The sequence below is a fragment of the Kribbella voronezhensis genome (genome assembly GCF_004365175.1).
Lineage (GTDB): Bacteria > Actinomycetota > Actinomycetes > Propionibacteriales > Kribbellaceae > Kribbella > Kribbella voronezhensis.
The window spans coordinates 4,992,130-5,015,666 of record NZ_SOCE01000001.1 but is presented as its reverse complement, the minus strand read 5'-3'; the positions used below and the strand labels follow the sequence as shown (position 1 = coordinate 5,015,666).

The 23,537-nt window shown below is 68.6% G+C and carries 28 protein-coding genes; 6 read left to right on the top strand and 22 right to left on the bottom strand.

All coding sequences use genetic code 11. The annotated features are described in order from the left end of the window. Positions 1-20: 20 nt before the first annotated feature. From EV138_RS23480 to EV138_RS23430, 11 genes are all read right to left on the bottom strand, one after another. Positions 21-749, bottom strand: coding sequence for an ABC transporter permease (locus EV138_RS23480; RefSeq protein ID WP_133980945.1), 729 nt, complete (start codon positions 747-749; stop codon positions 21-23). After that, on the bottom strand, positions 746-1,684 hold the full coding sequence (locus EV138_RS23475; protein WP_133980944.1) for an ABC transporter ATP-binding protein: 939 nt from the start codon (positions 1,682-1,684) through the stop codon (positions 746-748). The genes EV138_RS23480 and EV138_RS23475 overlap by 4 nt, the downstream gene beginning before the upstream one ends. A 49-nt stretch (positions 1,685-1,733) precedes the next feature. Beyond that, the gene (locus EV138_RS23470; RefSeq protein WP_133980943.1) at positions 1,734-2,504 is read right to left on the bottom strand and encodes a hypothetical protein; all 771 of its coding nucleotides are present in this window, start codon (positions 2,502-2,504) and stop codon (positions 1,734-1,736) included. Beyond that, positions 2,501-3,403, bottom strand: coding sequence for an ATP-binding cassette domain-containing protein (locus EV138_RS23465; protein ID WP_133980942.1), 903 nt, complete (start codon positions 3,401-3,403; stop codon positions 2,501-2,503). Before EV138_RS23465 ends, EV138_RS23470 begins: the two co-directional genes overlap by 4 nt. Further along, positions 3,400-3,771: a GntR family transcriptional regulator gene (locus EV138_RS23460; RefSeq protein WP_133980941.1), complete on the bottom strand. Its 372-nt coding sequence runs from the start codon at positions 3,769-3,771 to the stop codon at positions 3,400-3,402. The genes EV138_RS23465 and EV138_RS23460 overlap by 4 nt, the downstream gene beginning before the upstream one ends. Before the next feature lie 99 nt (positions 3,772-3,870). Then, positions 3,871-4,074 carry a type II toxin-antitoxin system antitoxin gene (locus tag EV138_RS23455; RefSeq protein ID WP_133980940.1) on the bottom strand — a complete coding sequence of 68 codons (204 nt, stop codon included), beginning with the start codon at positions 4,072-4,074 and terminating at the stop codon, positions 3,871-3,873. A gap of 8 nt (positions 4,075-4,082) precedes the next feature. Then, positions 4,083-4,997: an SPFH domain-containing protein gene (locus EV138_RS23450; RefSeq protein WP_133980939.1), complete on the bottom strand. Its 915-nt coding sequence runs from the start codon at positions 4,995-4,997 to the stop codon at positions 4,083-4,085. A gap of 322 nt (positions 4,998-5,319) precedes the next feature. Then, positions 5,320-6,003 carry an aminotransferase class IV gene (locus EV138_RS23445; RefSeq protein WP_238158307.1) on the bottom strand — a complete coding sequence of 228 codons (684 nt, stop codon included), beginning with the start codon at positions 6,001-6,003 and terminating at the stop codon, positions 5,320-5,322. An 11-nt stretch (positions 6,004-6,014) separates the two neighbouring features. After that, positions 6,015-7,373, bottom strand: coding sequence for an aminodeoxychorismate synthase component I (gene pabB / locus EV138_RS23440; protein WP_133980937.1), 1,359 nt, complete (start codon positions 7,371-7,373; stop codon positions 6,015-6,017). A 69-nt stretch (positions 7,374-7,442) separates the two neighbouring features. Continuing rightward, on the bottom strand, positions 7,443-8,219 hold the full coding sequence (locus EV138_RS23435; RefSeq protein ID WP_133980936.1) for a class I SAM-dependent methyltransferase: 777 nt from the start codon (positions 8,217-8,219) through the stop codon (positions 7,443-7,445). A gap of 80 nt (positions 8,220-8,299) precedes the next feature. Continuing rightward, complete coding sequence (locus EV138_RS23430; RefSeq protein WP_133982078.1) at positions 8,300-9,013, bottom strand: iron-dependent transcriptional repressor DtxR; 714 nt, start codon at positions 9,011-9,013, stop codon at positions 8,300-8,302. A 108-nt stretch (positions 9,014-9,121) separates the two neighbouring features. Between EV138_RS23430 and EV138_RS23425 the strand changes: the two genes are divergently transcribed. Beyond that, positions 9,122-10,456: a cryptochrome/photolyase family protein gene (locus tag EV138_RS23425; protein ID WP_133980935.1), complete on the top strand. Its 1,335-nt coding sequence runs from the start codon at positions 9,122-9,124 to the stop codon at positions 10,454-10,456. On the opposite strand, the gene EV138_RS23420 is transcribed toward EV138_RS23425, so the two are convergent. Beyond that, positions 10,422-10,919, bottom strand: a complete 498-nt coding sequence (locus EV138_RS23420) for a GNAT family N-acetyltransferase (RefSeq protein WP_238158305.1) — start codon at positions 10,917-10,919, stop codon at positions 10,422-10,424. The genes EV138_RS23425 and EV138_RS23420 overlap by 35 nt on opposite strands. 92 nt (positions 10,920-11,011) lie before the next feature. Between EV138_RS23420 and EV138_RS23415 the strand changes: the two genes are divergently transcribed. Genes EV138_RS23415 through EV138_RS23405 form a run of 3 tightly spaced genes read left to right on the top strand, consistent with a single transcriptional unit; the run spans position 11,012 to position 13,334 of the window. Continuing rightward, entirely contained in the window at positions 11,012-11,404 is a 393-nt protein-coding gene (locus EV138_RS23415) for a GntR family transcriptional regulator (protein ID WP_112242662.1), read from the top strand. Further along, positions 11,401-12,294 carry an ABC transporter ATP-binding protein gene (locus EV138_RS23410; RefSeq protein ID WP_133980933.1) on the top strand — a complete coding sequence of 298 codons (894 nt, stop codon included), beginning with the start codon at positions 11,401-11,403 and terminating at the stop codon, positions 12,292-12,294. Before EV138_RS23415 ends, EV138_RS23410 begins: the two co-directional genes overlap by 4 nt. Beyond that, a complete protein-coding gene (locus tag EV138_RS23405) occupies positions 12,291-13,334 on the top strand; it encodes an ABC-2 membrane transporter-related protein (RefSeq protein WP_133980932.1) in 1,044 nt (347 codons plus the stop codon). Before EV138_RS23410 ends, EV138_RS23405 begins: the two co-directional genes overlap by 4 nt. On the opposite strand, the gene EV138_RS23400 is transcribed toward EV138_RS23405, so the two are convergent. From EV138_RS23400 to EV138_RS23390, 3 genes are all read right to left on the bottom strand, one after another. Next, entirely contained in the window at positions 13,300-14,580 is a 1,281-nt protein-coding gene (locus EV138_RS23400) for an APC family permease (RefSeq protein ID WP_238158304.1), read from the bottom strand. The genes EV138_RS23405 and EV138_RS23400 overlap by 35 nt on opposite strands. Continuing rightward, complete coding sequence (locus EV138_RS23395) at positions 14,577-15,110, bottom strand: HIT family protein (RefSeq protein WP_133980931.1); 534 nt, start codon at positions 15,108-15,110, stop codon at positions 14,577-14,579. Before EV138_RS23395 ends, EV138_RS23400 begins: the two co-directional genes overlap by 4 nt. 83 nt (positions 15,111-15,193) lie before the next feature. Then, on the bottom strand, positions 15,194-15,751 hold the full coding sequence (locus EV138_RS23390; protein WP_133980930.1) for a TetR/AcrR family transcriptional regulator: 558 nt from the start codon (positions 15,749-15,751) through the stop codon (positions 15,194-15,196). Positions 15,752-15,835: 84 nt separating this feature from the next. Between EV138_RS23390 and EV138_RS23385 the strand changes: the two genes are divergently transcribed. Then, the gene (locus EV138_RS23385) at positions 15,836-16,090 is read left to right on the top strand and encodes a hypothetical protein (protein WP_133980929.1); all 255 of its coding nucleotides are present in this window, start codon (positions 15,836-15,838) and stop codon (positions 16,088-16,090) included. Between the two features lie 18 nt (positions 16,091-16,108). Here the strand turns inward: EV138_RS23385 and EV138_RS23380 are convergent, their stop codons facing one another. From EV138_RS23380 to EV138_RS23360, 5 genes are all read right to left on the bottom strand, one after another. Further along, entirely contained in the window at positions 16,109-16,945 is an 837-nt protein-coding gene (locus tag EV138_RS23380; RefSeq protein WP_133980928.1) for a class II fructose-bisphosphate aldolase, read from the bottom strand. Between the two features lie 17 nt (positions 16,946-16,962). Then, complete coding sequence (locus EV138_RS23375; RefSeq protein ID WP_133980927.1) at positions 16,963-17,886, bottom strand: 1-phosphofructokinase family hexose kinase; 924 nt, start codon at positions 17,884-17,886, stop codon at positions 16,963-16,965. Then, positions 17,874-19,004: an N-acetylglucosamine-6-phosphate deacetylase gene (nagA, locus tag EV138_RS23370; RefSeq protein WP_133980926.1), complete on the bottom strand. Its 1,131-nt coding sequence runs from the start codon at positions 19,002-19,004 to the stop codon at positions 17,874-17,876. The genes EV138_RS23375 and nagA overlap by 13 nt, the downstream gene beginning before the upstream one ends. Further along, positions 19,001-19,963 (bottom strand): ROK family protein, encoded by a 963-nt coding sequence (locus tag EV138_RS23365; protein WP_238158303.1) that lies wholly within the window; start codon positions 19,961-19,963, stop codon positions 19,001-19,003. The genes nagA and EV138_RS23365 overlap by 4 nt, the downstream gene beginning before the upstream one ends. Before the next feature lie 138 nt (positions 19,964-20,101). Further along, entirely contained in the window at positions 20,102-20,734 is a 633-nt protein-coding gene (locus tag EV138_RS23360; RefSeq protein WP_133980925.1) for a TetR family transcriptional regulator, read from the bottom strand. A gap of 261 nt (positions 20,735-20,995) precedes the next feature. On the opposite strand from EV138_RS23360, the gene EV138_RS23355 reads away from it, so the two are divergent. After that, positions 20,996-21,730 (top strand): hotdog family protein, encoded by a 735-nt coding sequence (locus EV138_RS23355; RefSeq protein WP_133980924.1) that lies wholly within the window; start codon positions 20,996-20,998, stop codon positions 21,728-21,730. Between the two features lie 19 nt (positions 21,731-21,749). Here EV138_RS23355 and EV138_RS23350 read toward each other — a convergent pair whose 3' ends face one another. Further along, positions 21,750-22,559 carry an SDR family NAD(P)-dependent oxidoreductase gene (locus EV138_RS23350; RefSeq protein ID WP_133980923.1) on the bottom strand — a complete coding sequence of 270 codons (810 nt, stop codon included), beginning with the start codon at positions 22,557-22,559 and terminating at the stop codon, positions 21,750-21,752. Between the two features lie 348 nt (positions 22,560-22,907). Then, a complete protein-coding gene (locus EV138_RS23345; RefSeq protein WP_133980922.1) occupies positions 22,908-23,534 on the bottom strand; it encodes a CGNR zinc finger domain-containing protein in 627 nt (208 codons plus the stop codon). Positions 23,535-23,537 lie beyond the last annotated feature (3 nt).

Here is a 23,537-nt window from a genome sequence, read left to right as displayed (position 1 = left end):
GCGGCAGCGCGGAGTACAGGTCATTCCCAGCGGAAGAACTTGGCTGCCAGCGTGATGCAGGCGGCGGTCACGGCAACCAATGCGATCAGATGAGCGGGACCTGGCCAGTGGCCGGACCAGGCGTCCTGCATGCTCGTCATGCCGGCTCCCATCGGAGTGATGTCGCGGACCCAGCGGATGGCATGCGGCATCAGGTCGCCCGGCGTCCAGACGCCCGCGAAGAACATGCTCGGGAAGAACAGGATGTTGCCGACGACACTGGCCCCCTTGGCGGTCGAGACGAGGCCGGCGATGAGCAGACCGATGGAGAGTTCGGCAACGGAGTACAGGATCGCGGCAACGGCGAACGGGAGCGGCGAGGCGGGCAGCGCGGCCCCGAAGGCGAGCCGGCCGAGTCCGAGGATGAGGGTGATCACCACGACGGCCGCCGCCAGGTGCAGGAGAAGCTGGGCGACCAGCAGTTTGACCGGCCGGACCGGCGTGGTCGCCATCCGCCGCAGTACACCCTTCTCCCGGTAGCCGGCCAGGATCATCGGCAGGGTTGCCATTCCGAGAATGCCGATTCCGATTCCGATCGCCATCGTCGGCAGGAAACTCGCCGGTACGCCGTCGGAGTTGTCGCCACCGGTGTCCAGCAACGAGAAGATCGTCAGCAGGCCGACCGGCAGCACGAAGACGAAGAAGAGGCCGGCCCACTCGCGGACGAACAGCTTGCTCTCGATCCGGGTCAGGGTCAGGGTCTGGCTCATCGGTCCGCTCCTTCGAAGTCACGCCCGGCCAGGGCGAGGAATACATCGTCCAAGCTGGCCTGCTCGGTGTGCAGGTCGACCGGAGCGAGGCCGCGGCCGGCCAGTTCGGTGACGACGCTCACGAGCAGGTCATCGTTGCCGGTGACAACGATCCGGTCGCCTTCGTGGCGGACGTCGTGCACCGCGGGCAGCGAGCTGAGGATCGTGTCGTCCTCGAGTACGCCGGCGACGCGGAAGCTGATCCGCTGCTCCGACCGGGCACCGGCGACGAGGCCGGCCGGTGTGTCCAGCGCGACCACGCGACCGCCGTCGATGATGGCGATGCGGTCGCAGAGGTATTCGGCCTCCGCCATGAAGTGCGTGACCAGGATGATCGTCACGCCGTCGTCGCGGATCTGCTTGACCAGCTCCCAGGTGTCCCGGCGGGCCTGCGGATCGAGGCCGGTGGTGAGCTCGTCGAGGATCGCGATCTTGGGGTTGCCGATCAGCGCGAGCGCGATCGACAACCGTTGCTGCTGGCCACCGGACAGCTTCGCGAACGCGGTGTTGCGGACCTTGGTCAGGCCGAGCCGCTCCAGCAAGTCGGCCGGGTCGGCCGGCGACGGGTAGAAGGACGCGTACAGCTCGAGCGCCTCGCCTGCCTTGATCCGGTCCGGCAGCTCACTCGCCTGCAGTTGTACGCCGACCAGCGAGGTGATCTCGCCGCGGTGCCGCTGCGGATCCAGTCCGAGCACCCGAATCGTGCCGGCGTCCGGCGTCCGGAGGCCGGCGATCGACTCGACCGTGGTCGTCTTGCCTGCGCCGTTCGGGCCGAGGATGCCGAAGATCTCGCCGGCCCGGACGGTCAGTGAGACGTCCTCGACGGCCACGGTCGCGCCGTAGGTCTTGCGCAGGTTGTCGACGACAACCAAGTTGGCAGGTTGGTTTTCGGGCATGGCGGAGCCTCCCTAGGGACTGCAGGGCGTGGTGGTTGAGCGGGTGAGGTCAGCCCTTGGCGGGTTTGAGGCCCATCGGGCGGAGCAGGCGGTAGCCGTAGTACAGACCGAGGGCGCTCACAGCGAGCACTCCCGGTACTGCGACGGCCAGCGGGGGGCGGTGGTAGCCGGTGTTCTCCAGTGCCTGGGCGAGCCATTGCGCGACCAGGAGGAATTCGGCGGCGGCCGCCGGAACCAGGCCCAGGGGCAGCAGCGCGAGCCCCTTCCAGAAACCGAACCGGTAGAAGCCGATGCCGATCACCCAGCCGGCGACCTCGTGCGACACGATCAGCAGGAAGAACTCGAGGAAGATCAGGCCGACCTGCGACGTGCTCGTGAACAGGTGCTGATTCGTGAGCGTCTGGGTCAGTCCGGCCGAGTCGTAGATGACGCGTTCCACCTGGTAGACCACCACCCAGAGCAGCGCGATCGCCGTCGCAGCCCCGACCAGCATGATGCTGCTGGCAACGGCGAACATCCGCCGGGTCACGCCGTACGCGATCATCAGCGTGAACAGTGCTGGGGTGAGCGTGATGCCGATGGCGGATGAGAAGTACTTCGGGGACTGGGTGCCGTAGTCCCACATGCTGTGATCGATGCCGCCGGCGAACTGAGTGATCAGGCCGCCGATCGCGAAGGTCACGACCATCACCAGGCAGTACCCGAGGATCATCGGCCGGAGCCCGATCACCATCGCCTGGAGCACGCGGCGCAGGCGGCCGCTCGCCGTGACGGTGCCTGGCAGAGCCGCAGTACGGACGTCTGTCGCGGTCGCGCTCATCGCGTGCCCTCCCTGGCTCCGGTCAGATGGACGAACAGCTCCTGCAGACCGACCGGGCCGACCTCGAGACCCGCCGATCGCGCCTTCGCCAGCAGCGCGTCGTCCAGATCGCCGAGCACCGTGGTGGATTTGGTCCCGCCCAGCCGCTGCTCGGCCAGCACGATCAGGTCGGCAGTCAGCTCGTCGACCAGTGCGGCCGGGCCGACGATCGAGGCACCGCGGCCTCGCAGCGAATCGACCGGCGCCTGGGTGACCAGCCGGCCGCGATCGAGGATGACGACCTCCTCCAGCAGCGAGCTGACCTCGCTGACCAGGTGGGTGGACAGCACGATCGTGCGAGGGAACTCGGCATAGTCGGCCAGCAACGCGTCGTAGAAGAGGTTGCGGGACGGTACGTCCATGCCCAGGTAGCTCTCGTCGAAGATCGTCAGTGGGGCTCGGCTCGCGATCCCGAGGACGACGCCGAGCGCGGACTTCTTGCCGCGGGACAACTTCTGCACCCGCTGACGGACCGGCACCTCGAACTTGTCGAGGAGCTCGCCGGCCAGATCGCCATCCCAGTAAGGCCGCAGACTGCTCGCGAGACCGAGAACGTGCCGCACGGGTGCGCTGTCGACCAGGTCACCGGATTCGCGGATCAGGCAGACCCGGCTGGTCACGATCGCATCCTCGTACGGCTCGCGGGCCTGGTCGAACTCGTCGCTCTCGATCAGCACCCGGCCGTCCGACGGGGCCCGGAAACCGGCCAACGTCGCCGCCAGCGTGCTCTTGCCCGATCCGTTGCGTCCCAGCAGACCATGGATCTTGCCCGGAGCGAGCCGGAGATCCAGCGAGTCGACAGCCGGTACGTCGCCGAACCGGACGGTCAGTTTCTCGGTCCGCACTCCCAGACCGTTCATCGTGCGCCCCCTCCGGACTCGCGGTTGTGAATGTGTTCGACCACGTCCTTCAACGGCACGCCGATCGCCTCGGCCTCGCGGATCATCGGATCGACCACCTCCGCGAAGAACGAAGCCCGCCGCCCGGTCCGGAGCAGCTCGCGCGCCTTCGGGCTGACGAACATCCCGATCCCGCGCTTCTTGTACAACACGCCCTCGTCGACGAGCTGGGCGAAACCCTTGGCCGCGGTGGCGGGGTTGATCCGGTAGAACGCGGCGTACTGGTTCGTCGACATCACCTGCTCGTCCTCGCCGAGGGCGCCGGTGACGATGTCGTTCTTGATCTGCTCCGCGATCTGGAGATAGATCGGGCTGCGATCGTCGAACACCGCGTTCCTCTCCAGTCGTTGTGGTTCGTAGGTTCATTACTTGACCAACGAACCGTAGCACCTGGACGTCCAGGTGCGCCAACTCCGAAGTACCGAGGCTCAGGTCTTGTCCTTGCGGGGGCGGCCCTGGGGACGCATCTTGCCGACGTCGGCCGGGAGGCGGCCGGCGTCGGCGAGAGCTCGGCGGAGGAGGAACTCGATTTGGGCGTTGGTACTGCGCAGGTCGTCGGCGGCCCAGCGAGCCAAGGCGTCGTGGACGACCGGATCCAGGCGGAGCAGAAGCTGCTTGCGTTCGGTGGCCACCGGCTAGCTCACTGGTAGAGCGAGCCGGTGTTGACCACCGGTTGGGCGTCACGGTCGCCGCAGAGCACCACCATCAAGTTGCTGACCATGGTTGCCTTGCGCTCTTCGTCGAGCTCGACGACGTTCCGCTCGGACAACTTCTCCAGTGCCATCTCGACCATGCCGACCGCGCCTTCGACGATCTGCTGACGAGCGGCGACGACGGCGCCGGCCTGCTGGCGACGCAGCATCGCCTGGGCGATCTCAGGGGCGTAGGCGAGGTGGGTGATGCGTGATTCGATCACGTGCACGCCGGCCGCCTGCACCCGGGCAGCGATCTCCGCCGAGAGCGTCCCGGTGATCTCGTCCGTGCTGTCCCGCAAGGACAGACCGCCCTCGAGGTTGTGGACGTCGTACGGGTAGCTGTTCGCGATGTGCCGTACGGCGGTCTCGGTCTGGATCGCCACGAACTCCACGAAGTCGTCCACCTCGAACCGCGCCTGCGCCGTGTCCTCCACCTGCCACACGACGACGGCCGCGATCTCGATCGGGTTGCCGTCGGCATCGTTGACCTTGGCAACGGCCGTCTCGTGGTTGCGGATCCGGGTGGAGATCTCCGTGCGGACCGAGATCGGGTTGACCCAGCGCAAACCGTCGGTGCGGATCGTGCCGGCGTACCGGCCGAGGATCTGCAGCACCCGGGCACGTCCGGGCGACACCGGGGTGAGTCCCGCCGAGACGACGAGACCGGCCAGGAACAGCAGCACGGCGACGACGACGAGCGCGATGTGCTCGCCGCTCACCCCGACGCTGAACAACGCGATCCCGGCGGCGATCAACAGCAAGGCCACGCCAAGCAACGGCCAGCCATTCAAATCCCGCGCCGACCGCTCGGTCACCTTCGGCTTGGGCATCTCCACCATCACATCAACATCCGCACTCATCGCTCTCCCCTTCAAAGTCGTCTATCACGACGGTAGCATAGTGATATCAGTTTTCCGCAAGCCCGAGAGTGTGATGTGTAGCCGGCGGACGAGCGCGATCGAGGGGACTCCGTGCACGTGGTGAGCACGCGTCGCGCGGGTGCTGCTCATCTCGAGCACCGAGCGACTATTGCAGACCGACGAGCTCGGTTGAGATGCGAGCTCACCAACCAGGAGACGCGTGGGATGCACTCACCGAGCCGCGACGCAGGAGCGGCGACCACGGGCGGGCGGGAGCGACGACGTAGGAGGCGCGTGGGTGTTTGCCGGCGTACGGGCGGGGTTAGAGGGAGCGGGCCAAGGCTGCTAGGTGGGATTGCCAGGTGGTGGCGGTGGAGGCGGGGAGGGGGTCGATGGGGCCGTGGTTCCAGGCGTGGATGGGGCGGATGCCGTGGAGGGCGTTGAGGAGCCAGGTCTCGTACGACGCGAGTTCGTCGGCGGTGCGGGCGCGTTCGGCGGTGGGGACGCCTTGTGTTGAAGCCAGTTGGCGGACGAGGCGAGCGGTGACAGAGGGGAGGAACGGGCGGTCGGAAGGCGGGAAGCAGAGGGTGTCGTCTTCCCACCACGCGAGAGCGGAGTACGCCGCTTCGAGGGCGACGCCGTCGGTGTCGACCAAGAGGAGTTCGTCGGCGGAGTACGAGGCGAAGGCCTGCTGCTTCAGGGCGGCGAGCGCTTCCAGGTCGGGGCCTTTGACGAGCGGCGTCGTCCGAGGGTCCGGGCCGGTGTGGATCGCCACCCGGATCCGTCCGCCGGTCGAGGGTGCGGGGCGTACCTGCAGAGCCGGCCCGTCCGACGAGAGCTCGAAACGCGGGAACCAGCGGCCGAAGGTAGGGATACGAGACAGCGACCCGTCCCAGAACTCACCCGCGCCGTCGAAGCCGGCCGCGGCACACGAAGCGGTGAACCGCTCCCGATGCAACTCGAGACCACGAACCTTGCCTGCGGCAATCAAGAACGAATCCGCCACCAGTAAAGCGTTCACGAAACCCCACCGATCGTTGCCGTTGCCTTGAGCACCATTTCGTCGTACTCCGCCGCCGGATCCGAGTCGAGCACGATCGCGCCGCCGGCCCCGACGACCGTGGCGTCCGGTGTGAGTACCGCCGTACGGATCACCACGCTGAGATCCGCGCGGCCGTCCACGGTGAGGTAGCCGAGCGCGCCCGAGTACACGCCGCGAGCACTCGACTCCAGCGAATCGAGCAGTTCCATCGTCGCGATCTTCGGCGCACCAGTCATCGAACCCGGCGGAAAACAAGCCCGTACGGCGTCCAGCGCGTCCACGTCGGTTCGCAGCCGGCCCCGCACCGTCGTCACCAGTTGATGCATCGTCGAGTAGCTCTCGACGGCCATCAACTGCGGCACCTGGACCGTGCCCGGTTCGCTCACCCGGCCCAGGTCGTTGCGGATCAGGTCGACGATCATCAGGTTCTCGGCGCGGGTCTTCTCGTCCTCGGCGAGTGCCTTCGCGGCCAACTGGTCCTGCGCCGCGTCGTCCGAGCGCGGCGCGGTGCCCTTGATCGGGCGGCATTCGGCCCACCCGTCCGCATCGACGGTCAGGAATCGCTCCGGCGACGAGCTCGCCACCGCGAGTTCGCCGTACCGGAGGAAGGCCGAGTACGGCGCCGGGTTGCGCTCGCGTTGCCACAGGTAGAACTCGAGCGGGTCCTGCACGGCCGGCAACCGGACCCGGTTCGTCAGGCAGACCTCGTACGTCCGGCCGGCCTCGAGCGCGGCCATACACGCATCGATCCCGGCCAGGTACGTCGCGCGGTCCTGCTCCAGATGGGCTTCGAGATCCAGCGCCGCGACCGGAGGCTGGTCACGCCCGCTCATCCACCAGTTCGCTGTCGACGACTCCGTCCAGGCAGCCGCGGCGTGATCATCAGGCGAGTGCACAGCGACGAGATGGCTGACCTCGGCGTCGTGGTCGATGACGACGAACCGGTTCGCCCAGATCCACAACGCGTCCGGCGTCGCCGCCTCGTGAGCCGCCGCTCCCCCGGTCAACGCCTTGAGTTCGTACCCGAAGTACCCGACATACCCACCATTGAAGAGACCCGCCAACTGCGCCGGTACTGCGGCCAGCCGGGCTCGTTTGGCGGCAAGCAACCCCTGCAACTCCGCGAAGACGTCACCGTCGGCGACATCCCGTACGACGACCTCGACATCGGCACCGGCCGACGTACCGAGCACCGAGACGCGGCGCTCGGCGCGGTCGGTCAGACTCCCGTCCAGCCAGAAGGCGACCTGCTCACCGGCCAGTAGTTCGCGGTAGACCGTCTCGCCGTCGAGGGCGTGATCCACCGAGCGAACCGACCAGACCAGAGCAGTCACCCGAGAACCGTACCCACCGAACGCGTCACCCGTCCCGGCCGCCCAACTGGTGACCGCTGAGACGGCGTACTACGGAAGGGCCAGCTTCGTGCGCATCGCCGTGATGCGGCGCACCGGGATCGCGACCTCCAGGCCGCCTTCCTTGGATTCGGCGCGCTCGGCGAGCCAGGTCGCGGCGGTCTCGCGCCGCGTGTCCGAACCGCCAGGCAGGTAAAGCGCGCCGACCAGGCGGCGCGCGTCGTCGATCGAGCGCACGGTGTACGCGTAGCGCTCGCGCTGACTCTCCAATACGTCGAAGCCGGCCGCGCGAAGGAGGTCGCGCAGGCCGGTGATCTCACCACCCGCCGGGAACTGCGGCGTCGACCGGAGTCGCGTGGTCAGCCCGGACAGGGTCCGGATGTCACCCCGACGCAGCGGGCGGACGGCTGGGACGGTTGCCGCGAGCACGCCTCCCCGCCGCAGTACGCGAGCAGCCTCGGCGAGCACCTCTGGCAGCGGCTGCAGGACCATCAGGCCCATCGAGCAGGTCACGACGTCGAACGCTTCGTTGGCGAACGGGAGGTGCACCGCGTCCGCTTGCACTTTGGGCCCGGGCGATCCGCTCAGCTGGACCGAGTTGTTGTCGACGCCGACGACCCACCGGCCGTACAGCTCGCGGGCGACCGGACCGTTGCCGCAGGCCAGGTCCAGGATCCGGCGCGACTCCGCGGACACGGCACGGACCAGCCACCGGTACGGCGTGTGGTCGCCCGACACGGCGCGGGACAGCAGGGCTTCGGTACTGCCCGGGGTCGCGGTGTGGAACTGCCGCAAGTACCCGGGCCAGTCGATCTCGTTCTCAGGCATCGCCGTCAGACGTTACTGCCTGACCACACTGAGTACAGCATCCAGTGCGATCGGTACCGGTGACTTAATAGAGGTCTTAACTAGACGACCGAGACGAAGATGTGGCCGGCGGTTTCGTCGCTGATGATGCCGCCGGCCTCGCGGCTGCCGACCAGGACGCCCTCTGCGTCGAGCATCGAGTCGACCTCGCGGCCGGGCAGCGCGCCCGCGCGCCGCAGTACGGACATCGCGTCGTCGTCGGTCTGCACCGGCTCGGCGATCCGCCGGACCAGCACCCGGACGCTCTCGCCGGTGGCGGCGTCCAGCACCTTGTCGAGCGGCTCGACGCCGAACCGGAACTCGCCGATCTCGGTCACCGCGCTGTCCTTCTGCAACTCCTCCAGGCCCGGGATCGGGTTGCCGTACGGCGACTCGGTCGGGTTGTCCAGGATCTTCAGCAGCCGCAGCTCGACGGCGTCGCTCATCACGTGCTCCCAGCGGCAGGCCTCCGCGTGCACGTCTTCCCACTCCAGGCCGATCACGTCCACCAGCAGCCGCTCGGCCAGCCGGTGCTTGCGCATCACCCGGGTCGCCTGCATCCGGCCGACCTCGGTGAGCTCCAGGTGCCGATCGCCCTCGACCGTGACCAGGCCGTCACGCTCCATCCGCGCCACCGTCTGGCTGACCGTCGGGCCGGACTGGTGCAGCCGTTCGGCGATCCGCGCGCGCAGCGGCAGGATGCCTTCTTCTTCCAGCTCGTAGACGGTCCGCAGGTACATCTCGGTGGTATCGATCAGCTCGCTCACGACAACCATTCTCACTCACATAGGCAAGCCTTACCAATCGCCGGACCCCGAGCGGGACCGGGTGGACCGAGTAGACCTCAAGTGGGCTCAAAGTTGTGCATCGACCAAGATGGATTGATGGCTCCTGCGGTGATGTGGTTCCGGCGCGATCTGCGCCTCGCGGACAATCCGGCGCTGCTGGATGCGGTGGCAGCCGGTGACGGAACGGTCCTCGGCCTGTTCGTCCTCGATCCCGCCTTGTGGGACAAGGCCGGCGATCCCCGCCGCAACCACCTGCTGGCATCCCTGCGGTCCCTGTCGGACTCGATGGACGGCAACCTCGTCGTACGCCGTGGCGACCCGGCCGAGGTCGTTCCCGAGCTCGCAGCCGAGATCGGGGCGGCCGGCGTGCACATCGCGGCCGACTTCGGCCCGTACGGCGGCCGCCGGGACGCCGAGGTCGAGAAGGCACTCGACTGCCCGCTCGTCACGACCGGATCCCCGTACGCCGTCGCGCCCGGCCGGGTGCTCACCCAGCAGGGCGCGTCGTACCAGGTCTTCACGCCGTACTTCCGGAGCTGGCTGGAACACGGCTGGCGTCAGCCGGTGAAGGCGCCGGACAAGGTGAAGTGGATCGCGAAGCAAGGTGAACTCCTGGACGGACCGGCCGTCGACGGAGCCGGTGAGACCGCGGTACGGGAGCGGTGGCAGGAATACCTGGACGACGTCGCGGAGTACGACGCTGTTCGGGACCGGCCGGATCTGAATTCGACCTCGCGGATGTCGGTGCCGTTGAAGTACGGCGAGATCCACCCCCGGACGATGCTCGCCGACCTGGCCCGCAGACGCAGTGCGGGCGCGGACTCGTACCGGCGCGAGCTCGCCTGGCGCGAGTTCTGCGCCGACCTGCTGGCCCGCTACCCGGATGCGGCCTGGAAACCGTTGCGGCCGGAGTTCGAGCAGATGGAGTACGACGAACCGGGTGACGCCTTCGATGCCTGGTGCAACGGCCTGACGGGGTACCCGATCGTCGACGCCGGGATGCGGCAACTGGCCGAGACCGGGTTCATGCACAACCGGGTGCGGATGGTGGTCGCCTCGTTCCTGGTGAAGGACCTGCATGTGCACTGGAAGTACGGCGCGCGCTGGTTCATGCGGCAGTTGCGGGACGGCGACCTCGCGTCGAACTCGCTGAACTGGCAGTGGGTGGCCGGCTGTGGCGCCGACGCGTCGCCGTACTTCCGGATCTTCAACCCGACCACGCAGGGACTCAAGTTCGACCCGTCGGGCTCGTATGTCCGCCACTGGGTGCCCGAGCTCGCAGACCTGGCCGGCAAGGCCGTCCACGAGCCGTGGAAGCACGACGTACCGGCGTACCCGCGGCCGATCGTCGACCACGCCGAAGCCCGGCAGGAGTCCCTGCGCCGCTACGCCGCGATCAAAGGAACAGCGCCAGGCCCAGATCGTTCATGAGCTCTCCGTCGATGGTGAACTCCGCCGTCTGCCGGGCCTCGACGACGTACCCGTGCTTGGCGTAGAGCCGCTGCGCCTCGGTGTTCACGCCGAAGACGTTGAGGCTGATCTTGCGGGCGCCCCGCCGCCGTCCCTCGGCCTCGACCGCCTCCAGCAGCGCTGATCCGACCCCGCGACGGCGCGCTGTCGGCGCCACCGCCAGACCGCCGACCATGAGTACGCCGGCGCCTTCGACGAACGGGTACTTGTCGGTCAGCCGGGCGAAGCCGATGATCTCGTCGCCGTCCACAGCCACCAGCACATGCTCCGGCTGGCAGCGCTCGGTGAAGAACGACTCCCGTACGGCGGTCCGGAACGACGGGAACCCCGACCGCGAGTCGAACGCGGTCCTCTCCAACTCGATCAGTGCCGCGCTGTCTTCCTCGACGGCCTGGCGGACGGTCACCTTCGCTGCCTCAGTCACTCCCAGATTCTCCCTCGGCCCGGGATCACTCTTGACGGCCGAGCAGTGGATGAGCGTATTGTGCTAGTTAACTAGATGAATGGGAGAACGGGATGATCGAGTTCCATCTCGACGAGCGGTCGGGCGTCTCGCCCTATCAGCAGATCGTCCAGCAGGTCCGCAACGCGCTCCGGCTGGGGATGTTGCGCATCGGCGACCGGCTGCCGACGGTCAAAGAGGTGGTCGCCCAGCTCGCGATCAACCCCAACACCGTCTTGAAGGCCTATCGCGAGCTGGAGCACGAGGGCCTGGTGTCGGCCAAGCAGGGCGTCGGCACGTTCGTCACCCAGACGCTGGCCGACACCTCGCTCGCCGCGCACGGTCCGCTCCGGCAGGACCTGCAGCGCTGGCTCACCAAGGCCCGCCGCGCCGGACTCGACGACGAGAGCATCGAGGCTCTCTTCTTGGCCACCTTTCGGACCGCCGCCCAGGAGGACATAGCGTGAACACGGTTCTGCAAGCCCAGGGACTGGGCAAGAAGTACGGGCGGCGCTGGGCGCTGTCGGACTGCACACTCGACGTGCCCGCCGGCCGGGTCGTCGGCCTGGTCGGCCCCAACGGCGCCGGTAAGAGCACGCTGCTGCATCTCGCGGTCGGCATGCTGACCCCGACCAGTGGCTCGATCACCGTGCTCGGTGAGCCCGCGGGCACCTCGCAGCGGGCGAAGGTCGGCTTCGTCGCCCAGGACACCCCGACGTACAGCAGGATGAGCGTGGCCGACCACCTACGGCTCGGCGCGCGACTCAACCCGGACTGGGACGAGTCCATCGCCACCAAGCGGATCGAGCGACTCGGCCTCGACCTCAAGCAGCGGGCCGGGCGGCTGTCCGGTGGTCAGCGGGCGCAGCTCGCGCTCACCCTCGGGATCTCGAAGCGGCCCGAACTGCTGGTCCTCGACGAACCGGTGGCGGCCCTTGATCCGCTGGCCCGGCGAGAGTTCCTCCAGGACCTGATGGAGGCGGTCGCCGAGCAGGAACTCAGTGTGGTGCTGTCGTCCCACCTGGTCTCCGACGTCGAACGATCCTGCGACTTCCTGATCGTCCTGGTCGACTCCAGGGTCCAGGTCAGCGGCGAGATCGAGACGCTGCTGGCGACGCACTACCGGATCAGCGGCCCGCGTCGCGACGAGAAGTCGTTGCCCTCGGCCCAGCACGTGATCTCGGCCAGTCACACGGATCGTCAATCCACGTTGGTGATCCGCACCGAGCAACCGATCCTCGATCCTGCCTGGACGGTCAGCCGGCTCTCCCTCGAGGACCTGGTCCTCGCCTACATGGGCCGCCCGTCCGCGCCCGAGCAGAACAACCACCGTCCGGTCCTGGAGGTCCAAAGATGATCTGGCTGACCTGGCGTCAGTTCCGCCTGCAGGCCGTGGTGATCCTCACCGCCGTACTGCTCATCGGTTTCGTTTTGTTGCTGACCGGTCCCGGCCTGCTGCACAGCTACCAGGTCAACAAGAGCGGCTTCCTCGACCAACTGGAGTTCCAGCAGTGGAACAAGCGGTTGTACATCCTCGGCCTGGTTGCCGTGTACGCCGCTCCGCCGGTGATCGGTGCGTTCTGGGGAGCACCGTTGATCGCGCGCGAGCTCGAGGCCGGGACGCACCGGCTGGTGTGGACCCAGAGCATCAGCCGGCGGAAATGGCTGCTCACCAAGCTCGGTCTCACCGGCACGGCCGCCGTGGTCGCCACCGGCTTGCTCAGTCTGGCGGTGACGCGCTGGTCCGACCCGGTCGACGACGCGGTCGCCGCAGGCCAGTCCGGCTCGTTCGTGCCTCGGCTGTGGCCTTCGGTGTTCGCCGCCCGGGGCATCGTCCCGATCGGCTACACGGCCTTCGCCTTCGCCCTGGGCGTCGCGATCGGTCTGCTGGTCCGCCGCAGTCTGGTCGGTGTCGCCATCACCCTGGCAGTGGTGATCGCGGTGCAGATCTTCACCCCCATGGTGCTGCGGCCGCATCTCATCACCCCGGCGAAGGCATCGGCGGTCGTGACGACCGAGAACATGCGCGGGCTCCAGATCCAGGGGTCACCGACCAGCCCACTGGTGAAAGGGCTCGAGGTCGAGCTCGGCCGGCCCGGCGACTGGAAGCTGTCCGACCAGACGGTGAATGCCGCCGGGAAGGTCCAGAAGTCGCTGCCCGCCTGGTTCGGCGCCTGCGCGCCCCCGCCGCCAGGAGCCGAGGATTCGAAACAGCCACGACAGAGCCTGGAAGCCTGCTTCCAGCGGTTGGCGAACGAGGGCTACCGGCAACAGATCTCCTACGTGCCGGCCAACCGGTTCTGGGATCTGCAGTGGCGCGAGACCGGGGTCTTCGTCGCGCTCGCGTTCCTGCTGGCCGGCTTCAGCTTCTGGCGGATCCGGCGCGACCTGACCTGACCAGCAGCCACCGGCTCAGCAGCGCGACAGCCAATACTGCGGCAGCGGTGACGGCTGAGGCGGGCGGCAACGTGAACGCCAGAACGACACAACCCAGCAGTCCGAGGACGCTGACGAACCGGGGCCAGCGACGCTGGTCCCGGGGCTGGGTGAAGGCGGCCGCGTTGGCGATCGCGTAGTACAGCAGGACTCCGAACGACGAGAAGCCGATGACGCCGCGCAGATCGGTGGTCAGCACCAGGACACCGACCACGACGGCCAGGGCGATCTCGGCGTGATGCGGCACCCGGAAGCGCGGATGTACTGCGGCCAGCCAGCCGGGCAGGTCGCCGTTGCGGGCCATCGCCAAGGTGGTGCGGCCGATCCCCGCGATCAGGGCCAGCAGTGCGCCGAGGCTGGCGAGCGCGGCACCGATCCGGACGACAGGGATCGCCCACGCCGCGTCCGCGGTACTGACTGCAGTGGCAAGTGGTGCGGAGGAAGCGGCCAGGCCGGGTGCGCCGACCGAACTCAGCAAGGCGAGCCCGATCAGCAAGTAGATGCCCACAGCAACCAGTAGTGCGATGGAGACGGCTCGGGGTATGGTCCGCGCCGGGTCGCGGACCTCCTCCCCCATCGTCGCGATCCGGGCATAGCCGGCGAAAGCGAAGAACAGCAGGCCGGCCGCTTGCAGGACGCCGTAGACACTCGTTCCACCGGGCCACACCGACGGAAGCCGGTGCGTCGAGTTCGACGTCTGCAGGAGCACCAGAACCAGCGCAAGAACGGTCAGCGAGCAGACGACCAGAATGCGGGTCAACCTCGCCGTACGAGTCACGCCGCGATAGTTGACGGCGGCCAGCAGGACCACCGCCAGCAAGGCGACGCCTCGGCGAAGCCAGCCCGCATCCGGTACGACGTACGTCGCGAAGGTGAGCGCCATCGCGGCACAGGAAGCGGTCTTGCCGATCACGAAGCAGGAGCCGGCCATGAAGCCCAGGGTCGGCGAGAGCCGCTCACGCCCGTAGACGTAGGCGCCGCCGGACACCGGATAGACGGCGGCCAACTGGGCCGAGGACGCGGCGTTGCAGTAGGCAACGATCGCGGCGATGACGAGGCCGGCCAGCAGACCTTCACCGGCGGCCCGCGCGGCCGGCCCCCAGACCGCGAACACCCCGGCGCCCACCATCGACCCGAGCCCGATCACCACCGCGTCCGGCACGCCCAGTCCGCGGACCAGGCCCGGCTGCTGCTCCGCTGCCGTCACGGCTGGGGGTCACCTGCCCTCATGGCCGCGGCGATCTTCTGCTCGGCTTCCACGGCCACCTCTTTCGGCAACTCCGGCATCAGGTCTGCCCACAGCGCGAGCATCTCGCGGCGCGCTTCGAGCATGCCGAGCGGGCGGGGGTAGAACCAGACGTGGAAATGCGCCGAGCCGTCGCCCCAGCGGTAGACGTGCACCCGGGCGATGTCGCCGAGCGCCAGGATGGCCCGCTCGATCCGCGCGACCACGCCGCCGTAGCTCGCGGCGACCCGGTCCGGCAGGTCGGCGAACGAATCGTGGTGCTCGCGGGTGGTCAGCCAGACGATGCCCGGGATGGTGATCCCGGTCGCCCGGCACAGCACCCAGTCCTCGTTCTGCCACAGCGGCGGCTCGTGGCCGGAGGCGGCCGGATCGGAGATCCAGGCGCAGAGCCCGCACGGATCCCCGCCGGGCTCGCCGACCCGCGGCGGCTCAGGGATTACCCGAGGGCCAGGGGCCAGCTTGGTCAGTGGTTCGGCGTACGGAAGTGTCATGGCGGTTCCCCTCAACGGCATGGTAGGTGGTCCCTATGTAACGCCGTTGTTGCACGAATTGCAACAGGTATGTTGCATGAGCATCAAGGCTCGACCAGTCCGCGGAGGATCAGGTCGAGGGTCAGCCGGCGGGCCCGGGACTTGGACCAGTGGTGGCGACCGCGCATGTGCACGTACGTCATCGCGGCACTCACCATCACGATCTCGGCGACGTCGTCGATCCGGCCGCGCGGGTGCAGCGAGCCGTCTTCCGCGCCTTCGCGCAGGAACCGTTCGAACGGCTCCAGGTAGATCACCGAGCCGTTGCGTTCCTGCTCCCGGTGGAAGATGAGATCCGACGACATCATCAACGGCAGATGACGATCCTGTACTTCGAACAAGGCGTTCAGCGTGTTGACCAGGCCCTGCCGGCCGGTCCCGGTCGCCGTCAGCACCGGCCACATCGCGTCGCGGTAATCGCTGGCCAGGGCGTCGAGCAGCGAGTTGAGCAATGCCTCGACGGTGAGACCTTGGCGCCACAACGTGACCCTGGACCGGCCGACCTGCTCGGCCACCCGTTCCAGCGTGACGCCGTCCCAGCCGTGCTTGGCCAGCACCGCGACCGTCGCTTCCCGCAGCGTCTCGTCGACCGTGACCGTCATCGCGCCGAGCTCCTCACGCCAGCCCCCTTGTGAAACATACCCGTTGCATTGCACGATGACTCTACCAATGCCGAGGAGGCGCAGGTGGAAGCACGAACCGAGATCCGGCTCCAGCTCAGCCCGCAGGAGGTGACGGCGCTGGCCGCTCTCGCCGAGGGAGTCGCCGGGATCTGCGAATCACCGGTCACCGAGGAGCAGGCCGTGGTCGCCGCGCTCGAGCTGGCGCTCCGTCGGCTGCTCGACGACTTCGAAGTGCCCGACCCGGCGGCCCGGGAGCGCGTCCAGGTCGCCCACGAAGAACTCCGCCGCGGCTGGACCCGCGGCAGCGCTTCCCTCTAGGCGGGGACTCCGACTGCTTCAGACCGCCTTCAGGATCGTCAGGAGGCGGGCCACCTCGGCGGCGACCGCCGTACGGGCCGGGCCGAGGTACCTGCGGGTGTCCACGAGGGCCGGGTTGGCGGCGAGGGTCTCGCGGACGGAGGCGGTGAAGACGTTGTTGAGGTGGGTGGCGATGTTGACCTTCGTCATGCCCGCCTCGACGGCGCGGGTCAGGTCCGCGTCCGCGACGCCGGACGACCCGTGCAGCACCAGCGGAACCGGTACGGCGGCCCGCAACTCGGCGATCAACGCGAAGTCGAGCTCGGCCGTCCGCTCGGTCATCGCGTGGGACGAGCCGACGGCAACTGCGAGCGCGTCGACGCCGGTCGCCTCGGCGAAAGCGAGCGCCTCGTCCGGCCGGGTCCGCGCGCCCGGTGCGTGCACGCCGTCCTTGCCGCCGACCTCACCGATCTCCGCCTCGACGAAGACGCCGTGGTCGTGGCAGAACTTGGTCACCTCGGTGGTCGCGGCGACATTGTCGGCGTACTCGAGTTTCGAGGCGTCGAACATCACCGACGTGAAGCCGAGCGAGACGGCCTCGGTGACCAGGTCGCGATCCATCGCGTGATCGAGGTGCACCACGACCGGCACCGTCGAGGCGGAGGCCGCGGCGAGCGTGGCGACGCCGATCGGCTTGAGCGCGCCGTGGTACTTCACCGCGTTCTCGCTGATCTGCAGGATGACCGGCGCACCGACCTGCTCGGCACCGGCGATCAACGCGGTCGCGTGCTCCAACTGGATCACGTTGAACGCGCCGACCCCCTTGCCCGCCTTGGCGGCACCCAGCACGACCTCGGCTCCGGAAACCAACGGCATCTCGAACTCCTCTTCGTCTAAAGACTCTGGACGGCGACCTGCGGCTGCCACCGCTGGTACGCCGCCAGGTCGATGTCCCCGGCAACCGGCGTCAGTACGGCCGCGGCCGAAGCAGCCACGGCTGACTTGAGTACTACGGCCCAATCGGGCTCGGGTGATTCGGCGACGGCGGCCGCGACCACCGCAGTACAGGCATCTCCGGCGCCGGTCGGGTTGCCCGCCACGCGTTCGACCGGCAACGCGCGCCACGCACCACTCTTGCTAGCGGCAACCATTCCGCGCGAGCCGTCGGTGATGACAGCGGCCGTCGCGCCGGTGACAACCAGTTGCCTTGCGCCCTCTTCGACCGAAATGTCATTGCCCAGGGCTTCGCGGAGCTCGGCCGCGTTGGCGCGTACGACGGCGCCCGCCTTCGCCGCGGCGACGAGCGCTTCCCCACCGGCGTCGATCACGGTGAGCACATCGTGATGCCGGGCCCGGACGGCCAGTTCGGCATAGGCATCGACAGGAAGCCCTGGTGGCAGACTTCCCGAACAGGCCAGTACGCCGAGCCTGGCCCACGGCATCCGGTCGTGGAAGGCACGCCATTCGTCTTCCGACACCGACGGCCCTGCTTCGTTGAAGATCGTCGCGTCGCCGTCCTGACCGTTGACGATGGCAACAGTTCGCCGGGTTTCGCCTCTGATCGGTGTGAGCAGCGCGGTCAGACCCGCATCGAACAGCTCTTCCGCGACGAGCTCACCGGTGACGCCGCCGACGAAGCCGAGGGCGAGCACCTGATGGCCGAGGGTCGCCGCAACCCTTGCCACATTGACGCCCTTGCCGCCGGCGCGCTGTCTGATGTCGGTCACCCGGTGGCTGCCACCCACCACGAGTTCGTCGACGCCGTACGTGACGTCGAGGGCCAGGTTGAGGGTGACGGTCCCGATCAGTCCAGCCACGCGCCGGCCCGCATCACCTTGCGGACGGCGTACTCCTCGTCCAGGACGACCAGATCGGCTCGTTTGCCGGTCTCGATCCCACCCACGTCGTACCAGCCGAACGTCTGGGCCGGCGTTGTCGACGCCATCCGGGAAGCGTCGACCAAGGACGTGCCGGCCTTGACCGCGTTGGCGAACGCGACGTCCATCGTCAAGGTGCTGCCGGCGATCGAATGGGTGCCGTGGGCAAGCGTTGCCAGCCCGTCCTTCACGTCGACCTCGAGACTGCCGAGCATGTACCGCCCGTTCGGCATCCCGGTCGCCACCATCGCGTCGGTGATGAGCGCGATCCGGTTGACCCCGGCCGCGGCCAGCGCGACCCGGACCACCTGCGGATCCAGGTGCATGCCGTCGTTGATGACCTCGAGCAGCAGCCGCGGATCGTTCAGGGCGGCGCCGACCGGACCCGGGTCGCGGTGATGGAACGGCCGCATCCCGTTGAAAAGGTGGGTCGCCACGGTCGCACCGGCATCCGCCCCGGCGATCATCTGCTCGTACGTCGCGTCCGTGTGCCCGAGCGCCGCGACCACTCCGGCGTCGACGACCTGGCGGATCGCGTCCAGGCCGCTCGGCAGCTCCGGCGCGATCGTCACCATCTTGACGGCATCGCTGAGCACCTTCGCGACGTCACCCTCGACCGGATCGCGCAGCAGGGTCGGCTCATGAGCACCGCACCGGGCCTCCGACAGGAACGGGCCTTCGAGGTGGACGCCGGCGATCACGCCGTCGGTGACCAGGTCGGCCAGACAGGCGGTCTGCTCGACGATGTCGTCGAGCGGTGCGGTGACCAGGCTCGCCATCGTCGTCGTGGTGCCGTGCCTGGCATGGAAGGCCGCGACCTTGCGGGCCTCCTCGGGATCGGTCGTCGAGTACGTCGAACCGCCGCCGCCGTGGGTGTGGATGTCGACGAAACCAGGCACCACCGTGACGTCGCCGAGGTCCTCGGGGCGCAGCCCGTCGGCCGGCATCCCGTCCGAGCGGCGCCCGAACGCGAGGATGTCACTGTCGACCACCTGGATCCAGGCGTTCTCCAGTACGTCGTCGGGCGTGACCAGGCGCGCCACGCGATACGTCGTCATACCGTCTGCTCTCCGCTCTCGTCGGTGATGCTGTCCCACGCCATCAAGGCGGCGCCCAGGCAGCCGGCCTCTTCGCCGAGAACAGCGGCGACGATCTCCGGCTTGCGCTGGAAGGTGAGCCGCGCGGCGACTCCTTCGCGCAGCGGTGCCAGCAGGGTCTCACCGGCTCCGACCAGGCCACCGCCGATCGCGATCCGGGTCGGCGCGACCAGCGTCGTGTACATGACGAGGGCGTCGACGAGAGCGGCCAGCGCTTCCTTCCACACGGCCTCGGCATCCGGATCGCCCTGCGCGAGCAGTTCGAGGACCTCACGGGCGCCGTCGACGACGCGGCCGCTGCGTACGCCGTACCGTCTGGCCAGGGCGGCGGCGGAGGCGACCGTCTCGAGGCAGCCCCACTGGCCGCAGGCGCAGAGTTCGGCGGCCTCACCGTTGACGAACCGGGTGTGGCCGAGCTCGCCGGCGTACCCGTCGCCGCTGACCAGTGAGCCGTCGACGACCATGGCCGCGGCGATCCCGGTGCCGAGCGGGAGGAACAGCGAGTTCGTGGTGCCGATCAGGGCGCCTTGGCGGAGCTCGGCGTAGCCGCCGGCGCGAACGTCGTGCGCCAGGATGACGTGCTGGTCGCCGATGGCGGCCTTGAGTTCGGCGAGCACCGGCGTACCGGCCCAGGCCAGGTTCTCCGCGCTGACGATGCCGCTTTCGGCGTTGATGATGCCGGGCACCACGACGCCGACGGCTCGGACCCGATGGCCGTCGGCGGCCGCCTTCTGGCCGAGTTCGACGACGGTTTCGAGCAGGGCTTCGAGCACGGCGCGACCCCCGCCTCGTGCGTCAACCACAACCCGGGGCGTCGGCCTGGTCTCGCGGTGCAGCACGGCACCGTCGGCGGCGACCAGGCCGCACTTCATCCGGGTTCCACCGAGATCGACGGCAACCACGACTTCACAGGGGTCCACGGAGTGCCATTATGCAGCGTTACCCAGCGGTTCGAACATCCGTGAGCATTTTCTGGACACCATGAACGCGGCGGCTGGCTGAATCGGGGTCGTTCGAGCGTCTTCGTGCACGGTTCGCGGCCGCGTCGACCGTTTGCGTCAGGCGCGCAGCCCGCGGTCGAAGGCGGCGACCAGGAAGGCGATCAGGTTCTCGGCCAGCTTGCCGGGATCGTCGTTGGGTTCGGCCGGCTCACCCGGCGGGCGGGTGAGTGCCTGCGACTGGTGCAGTGCGAGCAACCCGAGCATGTTCACGTACCCGAACGCGACCGACTCCGGCGCGGCCCTCGGCAACGCCGCCTGCAACGCCGCGAGGTACCTGGCTTCGACCGGGTCCGACTCGGCGGCGTACAACTCGCGGATCCGCTGACTCGGGTCGAACGCGATCCGGCCGATGAACCTCGCCACCACCGGCCCGCGCTCGCCGCGACGCAGTACGAGATCCAGTCCCGGCTCGACGAACGCGCGGATCAACTGCTCGGCGGTCGGCCGGCCCTTCGCCTCCAACTGGTCCAGCCGGCGCCGGCGCTCGGTGTTCACCGGCGCCATCGCGCGCGCCACGGCGGCCCTGAGCAGCGCCTCCTTCGAGCCGAAGTGATAGTTCACCGCGGCGATATTGGCGGCCGCGGCGACGGTGATCGCGCGCAGCGAGGTTCCTTCGTAACCCCCCTCGCCGAACCTCTGCTCGGCGACGTTGAGCAGTCTTTCCCGGGTCGATTCCACGGGTGTTTCCACAGAGTTCTCCTTCCCCCCGGCCACTGCTCGCTCAGGCACCCCACCTGCTCACGCGCCGTAGCCTGCAGTCAGCATAGTTCAAACGGACGTTTGAATGAGAGTGGTCAGGGCAGTAAATCTGCAAAGATCCTCGGGAAACGAGGGTTTCCCCGTGCTCCCGGCCGGAATCGATGCCACATCTGACCGGCCGACCGCTCCGAAGTGGTGGCGAGCACTCCCCCGGCGGGGCCCGGAAGAGCAGCGCGGCTAGGGTTTCTCGGCATGACGACGCGTGAGGTGGTGCGGATCGCGCCGCGGTTCCGTGGCCCGGCCCACTCGGGCAACGGCGGCTACGTCGCAGGAACAGTCGGTACGGCGCTCGCCCGGGTTGCCGCCGACGGAACGGTTCCCCGGGTGCGCCTGATGGTGCCGCCTCCACTGCGGCTCGACCTCGAGCTCACTGTCGACGCGGACACGGCCCGGCTGACCAATGGCGACGCCGTGGTCGCTGAAGCGCTCGCTGTCGACGCGGCAAACCTGACCGACGCGGCGATCGACCCGGTCGGCCCCGACGAGGCGCGCGCGGCGGAATCGTCGTACCGGGGTCTTTCCAACCACCCGTTTCCGGGGTGCTTCGCCTGCGGGCCGGAGAACACCGAAGGCCTGCAACTGCGCCCCGGCCCGCTCGGCGACGGCCGAACCGCCTGCACCTGGCATCCCGCCGCCGACCTGGCCGGCGAGGACGGCCTGGTCGACCCCGTCTACCTCTGGGCCGCCCTGGACTGCCCCGGCGGCTGGACGATCGACCTCGACGGCCGCCCGTCGGTCCTCGGCCAGATGACCGCCTGCATCGACGCCCGCCCACCCGCCGGCGAGCCCTGCGTCGTCATGGGCCGCCTCCTCACCGAAGACGGCCGCAAGACCCACACCGCCACCACCCTCTACGACGCCGACGGCCGAATCCTCGCCCGAGCCCACCAAACCTGGCTCCTGGTAGACCCGTCAGTGTTCAACTAGAACTCAGCGGACTCGCGGGTCAGTCGGTCAGGGTGCCGGCGGTGAGGTTGGTGATGGTTCCGGTGATGGAGCCGGCTCGGTCCGAGGCCAGGAAGGCGGCGGTCTCGGCGACTTCGGACAGCGTCGGCAACCGCTTGAGGAGTGTGCTCTGCGCCATGCTGCCGTCCTCGAGCAGTTCCTGGACCGACTGACCGGCGCCTGCAGCCAAGGGCTTGAAGAGGTCCTTGGTGTAGGAACCCGCGGCCGGTGCGTCGACCACAGCGTGCGGTCGGATGCCGATCACCCGGATGTTGCTGGGCGCCAACTCGGCGGCCAAAAGCCGGGTGAAGGCTTCCTTGCCGGCCGCGCTCACACCGTGGCCCAAGATGCCGCCGACCGCGAGCTTCGAACCCGGCTCGGACAGCGTCAGGATGACACCAGGACGCTCGCCACCCATATGCCGCGCCACCGCCTTGCTGGTGATGAACAACCCCTGCAGAAACCCGTCGATCGGCCGCATGAACTCCTCGACCGAGAGATCCGCGAGCAAGGTGCCTTGATCGTGCATGACACTGACCGCGTTGAGCGCGATGTCGATACCGCCTGCTGTCGCCGCGATCTCATCAGCGTGCTTCTCCACCGCCTCTTGATCGAGTACGTCGACCTGCGCGGTCTCCACGGCGCCACCCATCGCGGCGATGTCGCGCGCCACGGCATCCAGCTTCGCCTGCGTCCGGCCGGCGATGAAGACGCGCGCCCCTTCGCGAACGAATACCCGCGCGACGGCGGCACCGATCGCACCTCCACCGCCGTAGATCACGGCGTTCTTACCGTTCAGCAACCCGCTCATATTTACCCCTCCAGAAGCGACGGCTTTAGCTGCGAATAGCAACCATTGGTTGCACATGACTCTAGAGACAGGACGGAGAATGCGCAACCTAGGGTTGCATAAGGGGTCGCTAGTAGGTGGGTGCTGAGCAGTCAGGAACGGTGGGCGAGGGCAGTAGCGGCGAGGCAGGGTGCGCGACGACAGCGGCGAGGACGGAGGGCCTGGAATGTTCCTGGAGCACCCGCGACGACGGACCAGCTCGCCAAGTCGGCGCGGCACCGAACCGGCGCGCAGTTATCGAGCCGCGACGGAGGAGCTGCGAACCCAGGGTGGGCGGGAGCGCCGACGCAGGAGGTGCGTGGGGATGTACTACCTGGTGCGCGCGGCGTGGGCTCGGACTTTGGCGCGGTTGCCGCAGGTGGACATGGAGCACCAGCGGCGGCGGCCTCGGGGGTCGAGGAAGAGCCAGCCGCAGGCGTCGCCGGGGCAGGCGCGGACATGGTCGCGGGACGGGCCAGTGAGGAGGTCGGCCGCCAGGAGTGCGAGCTGGTCGAGCGGCAGGCCGAGGTCTTCCGGCAGCTCCCAGGCGGCCCGGAATCCGTCGCCGTCGGCCGGTACTGCGAGGAGCCGTCGGCGGGCGCCGGCTTTGTCGATCACGCGGGCGACCGCGTCGAAGGAGCCGGCCGCGGCCGAGTCGGTGAGTACGTCGTACAGGTCGGCGCGGAACTCGCGGGCGGCGGCCAGCCGGCGGGCGGCGTCGGTGGGTTTGACGGCGGCTTGCTCGATCAGCCGGAAGACGCTCGCGTCGGAGAGCAGGCCGACGTACCCGCTCCAGATCACCAGCGCCTCGTACGACGTGAGCCATTCGCTCCGGGCGGGCCCTCGGCCGGCCCACTCGGAGCGGGTGTTCAGGAAATCGAGGACCGGGTCGGCGCCGACCGGCCTGGGCAGGACGACGCCCTGCACCAGCTCGAGATGGGACGGCAGCGCGGACATCGG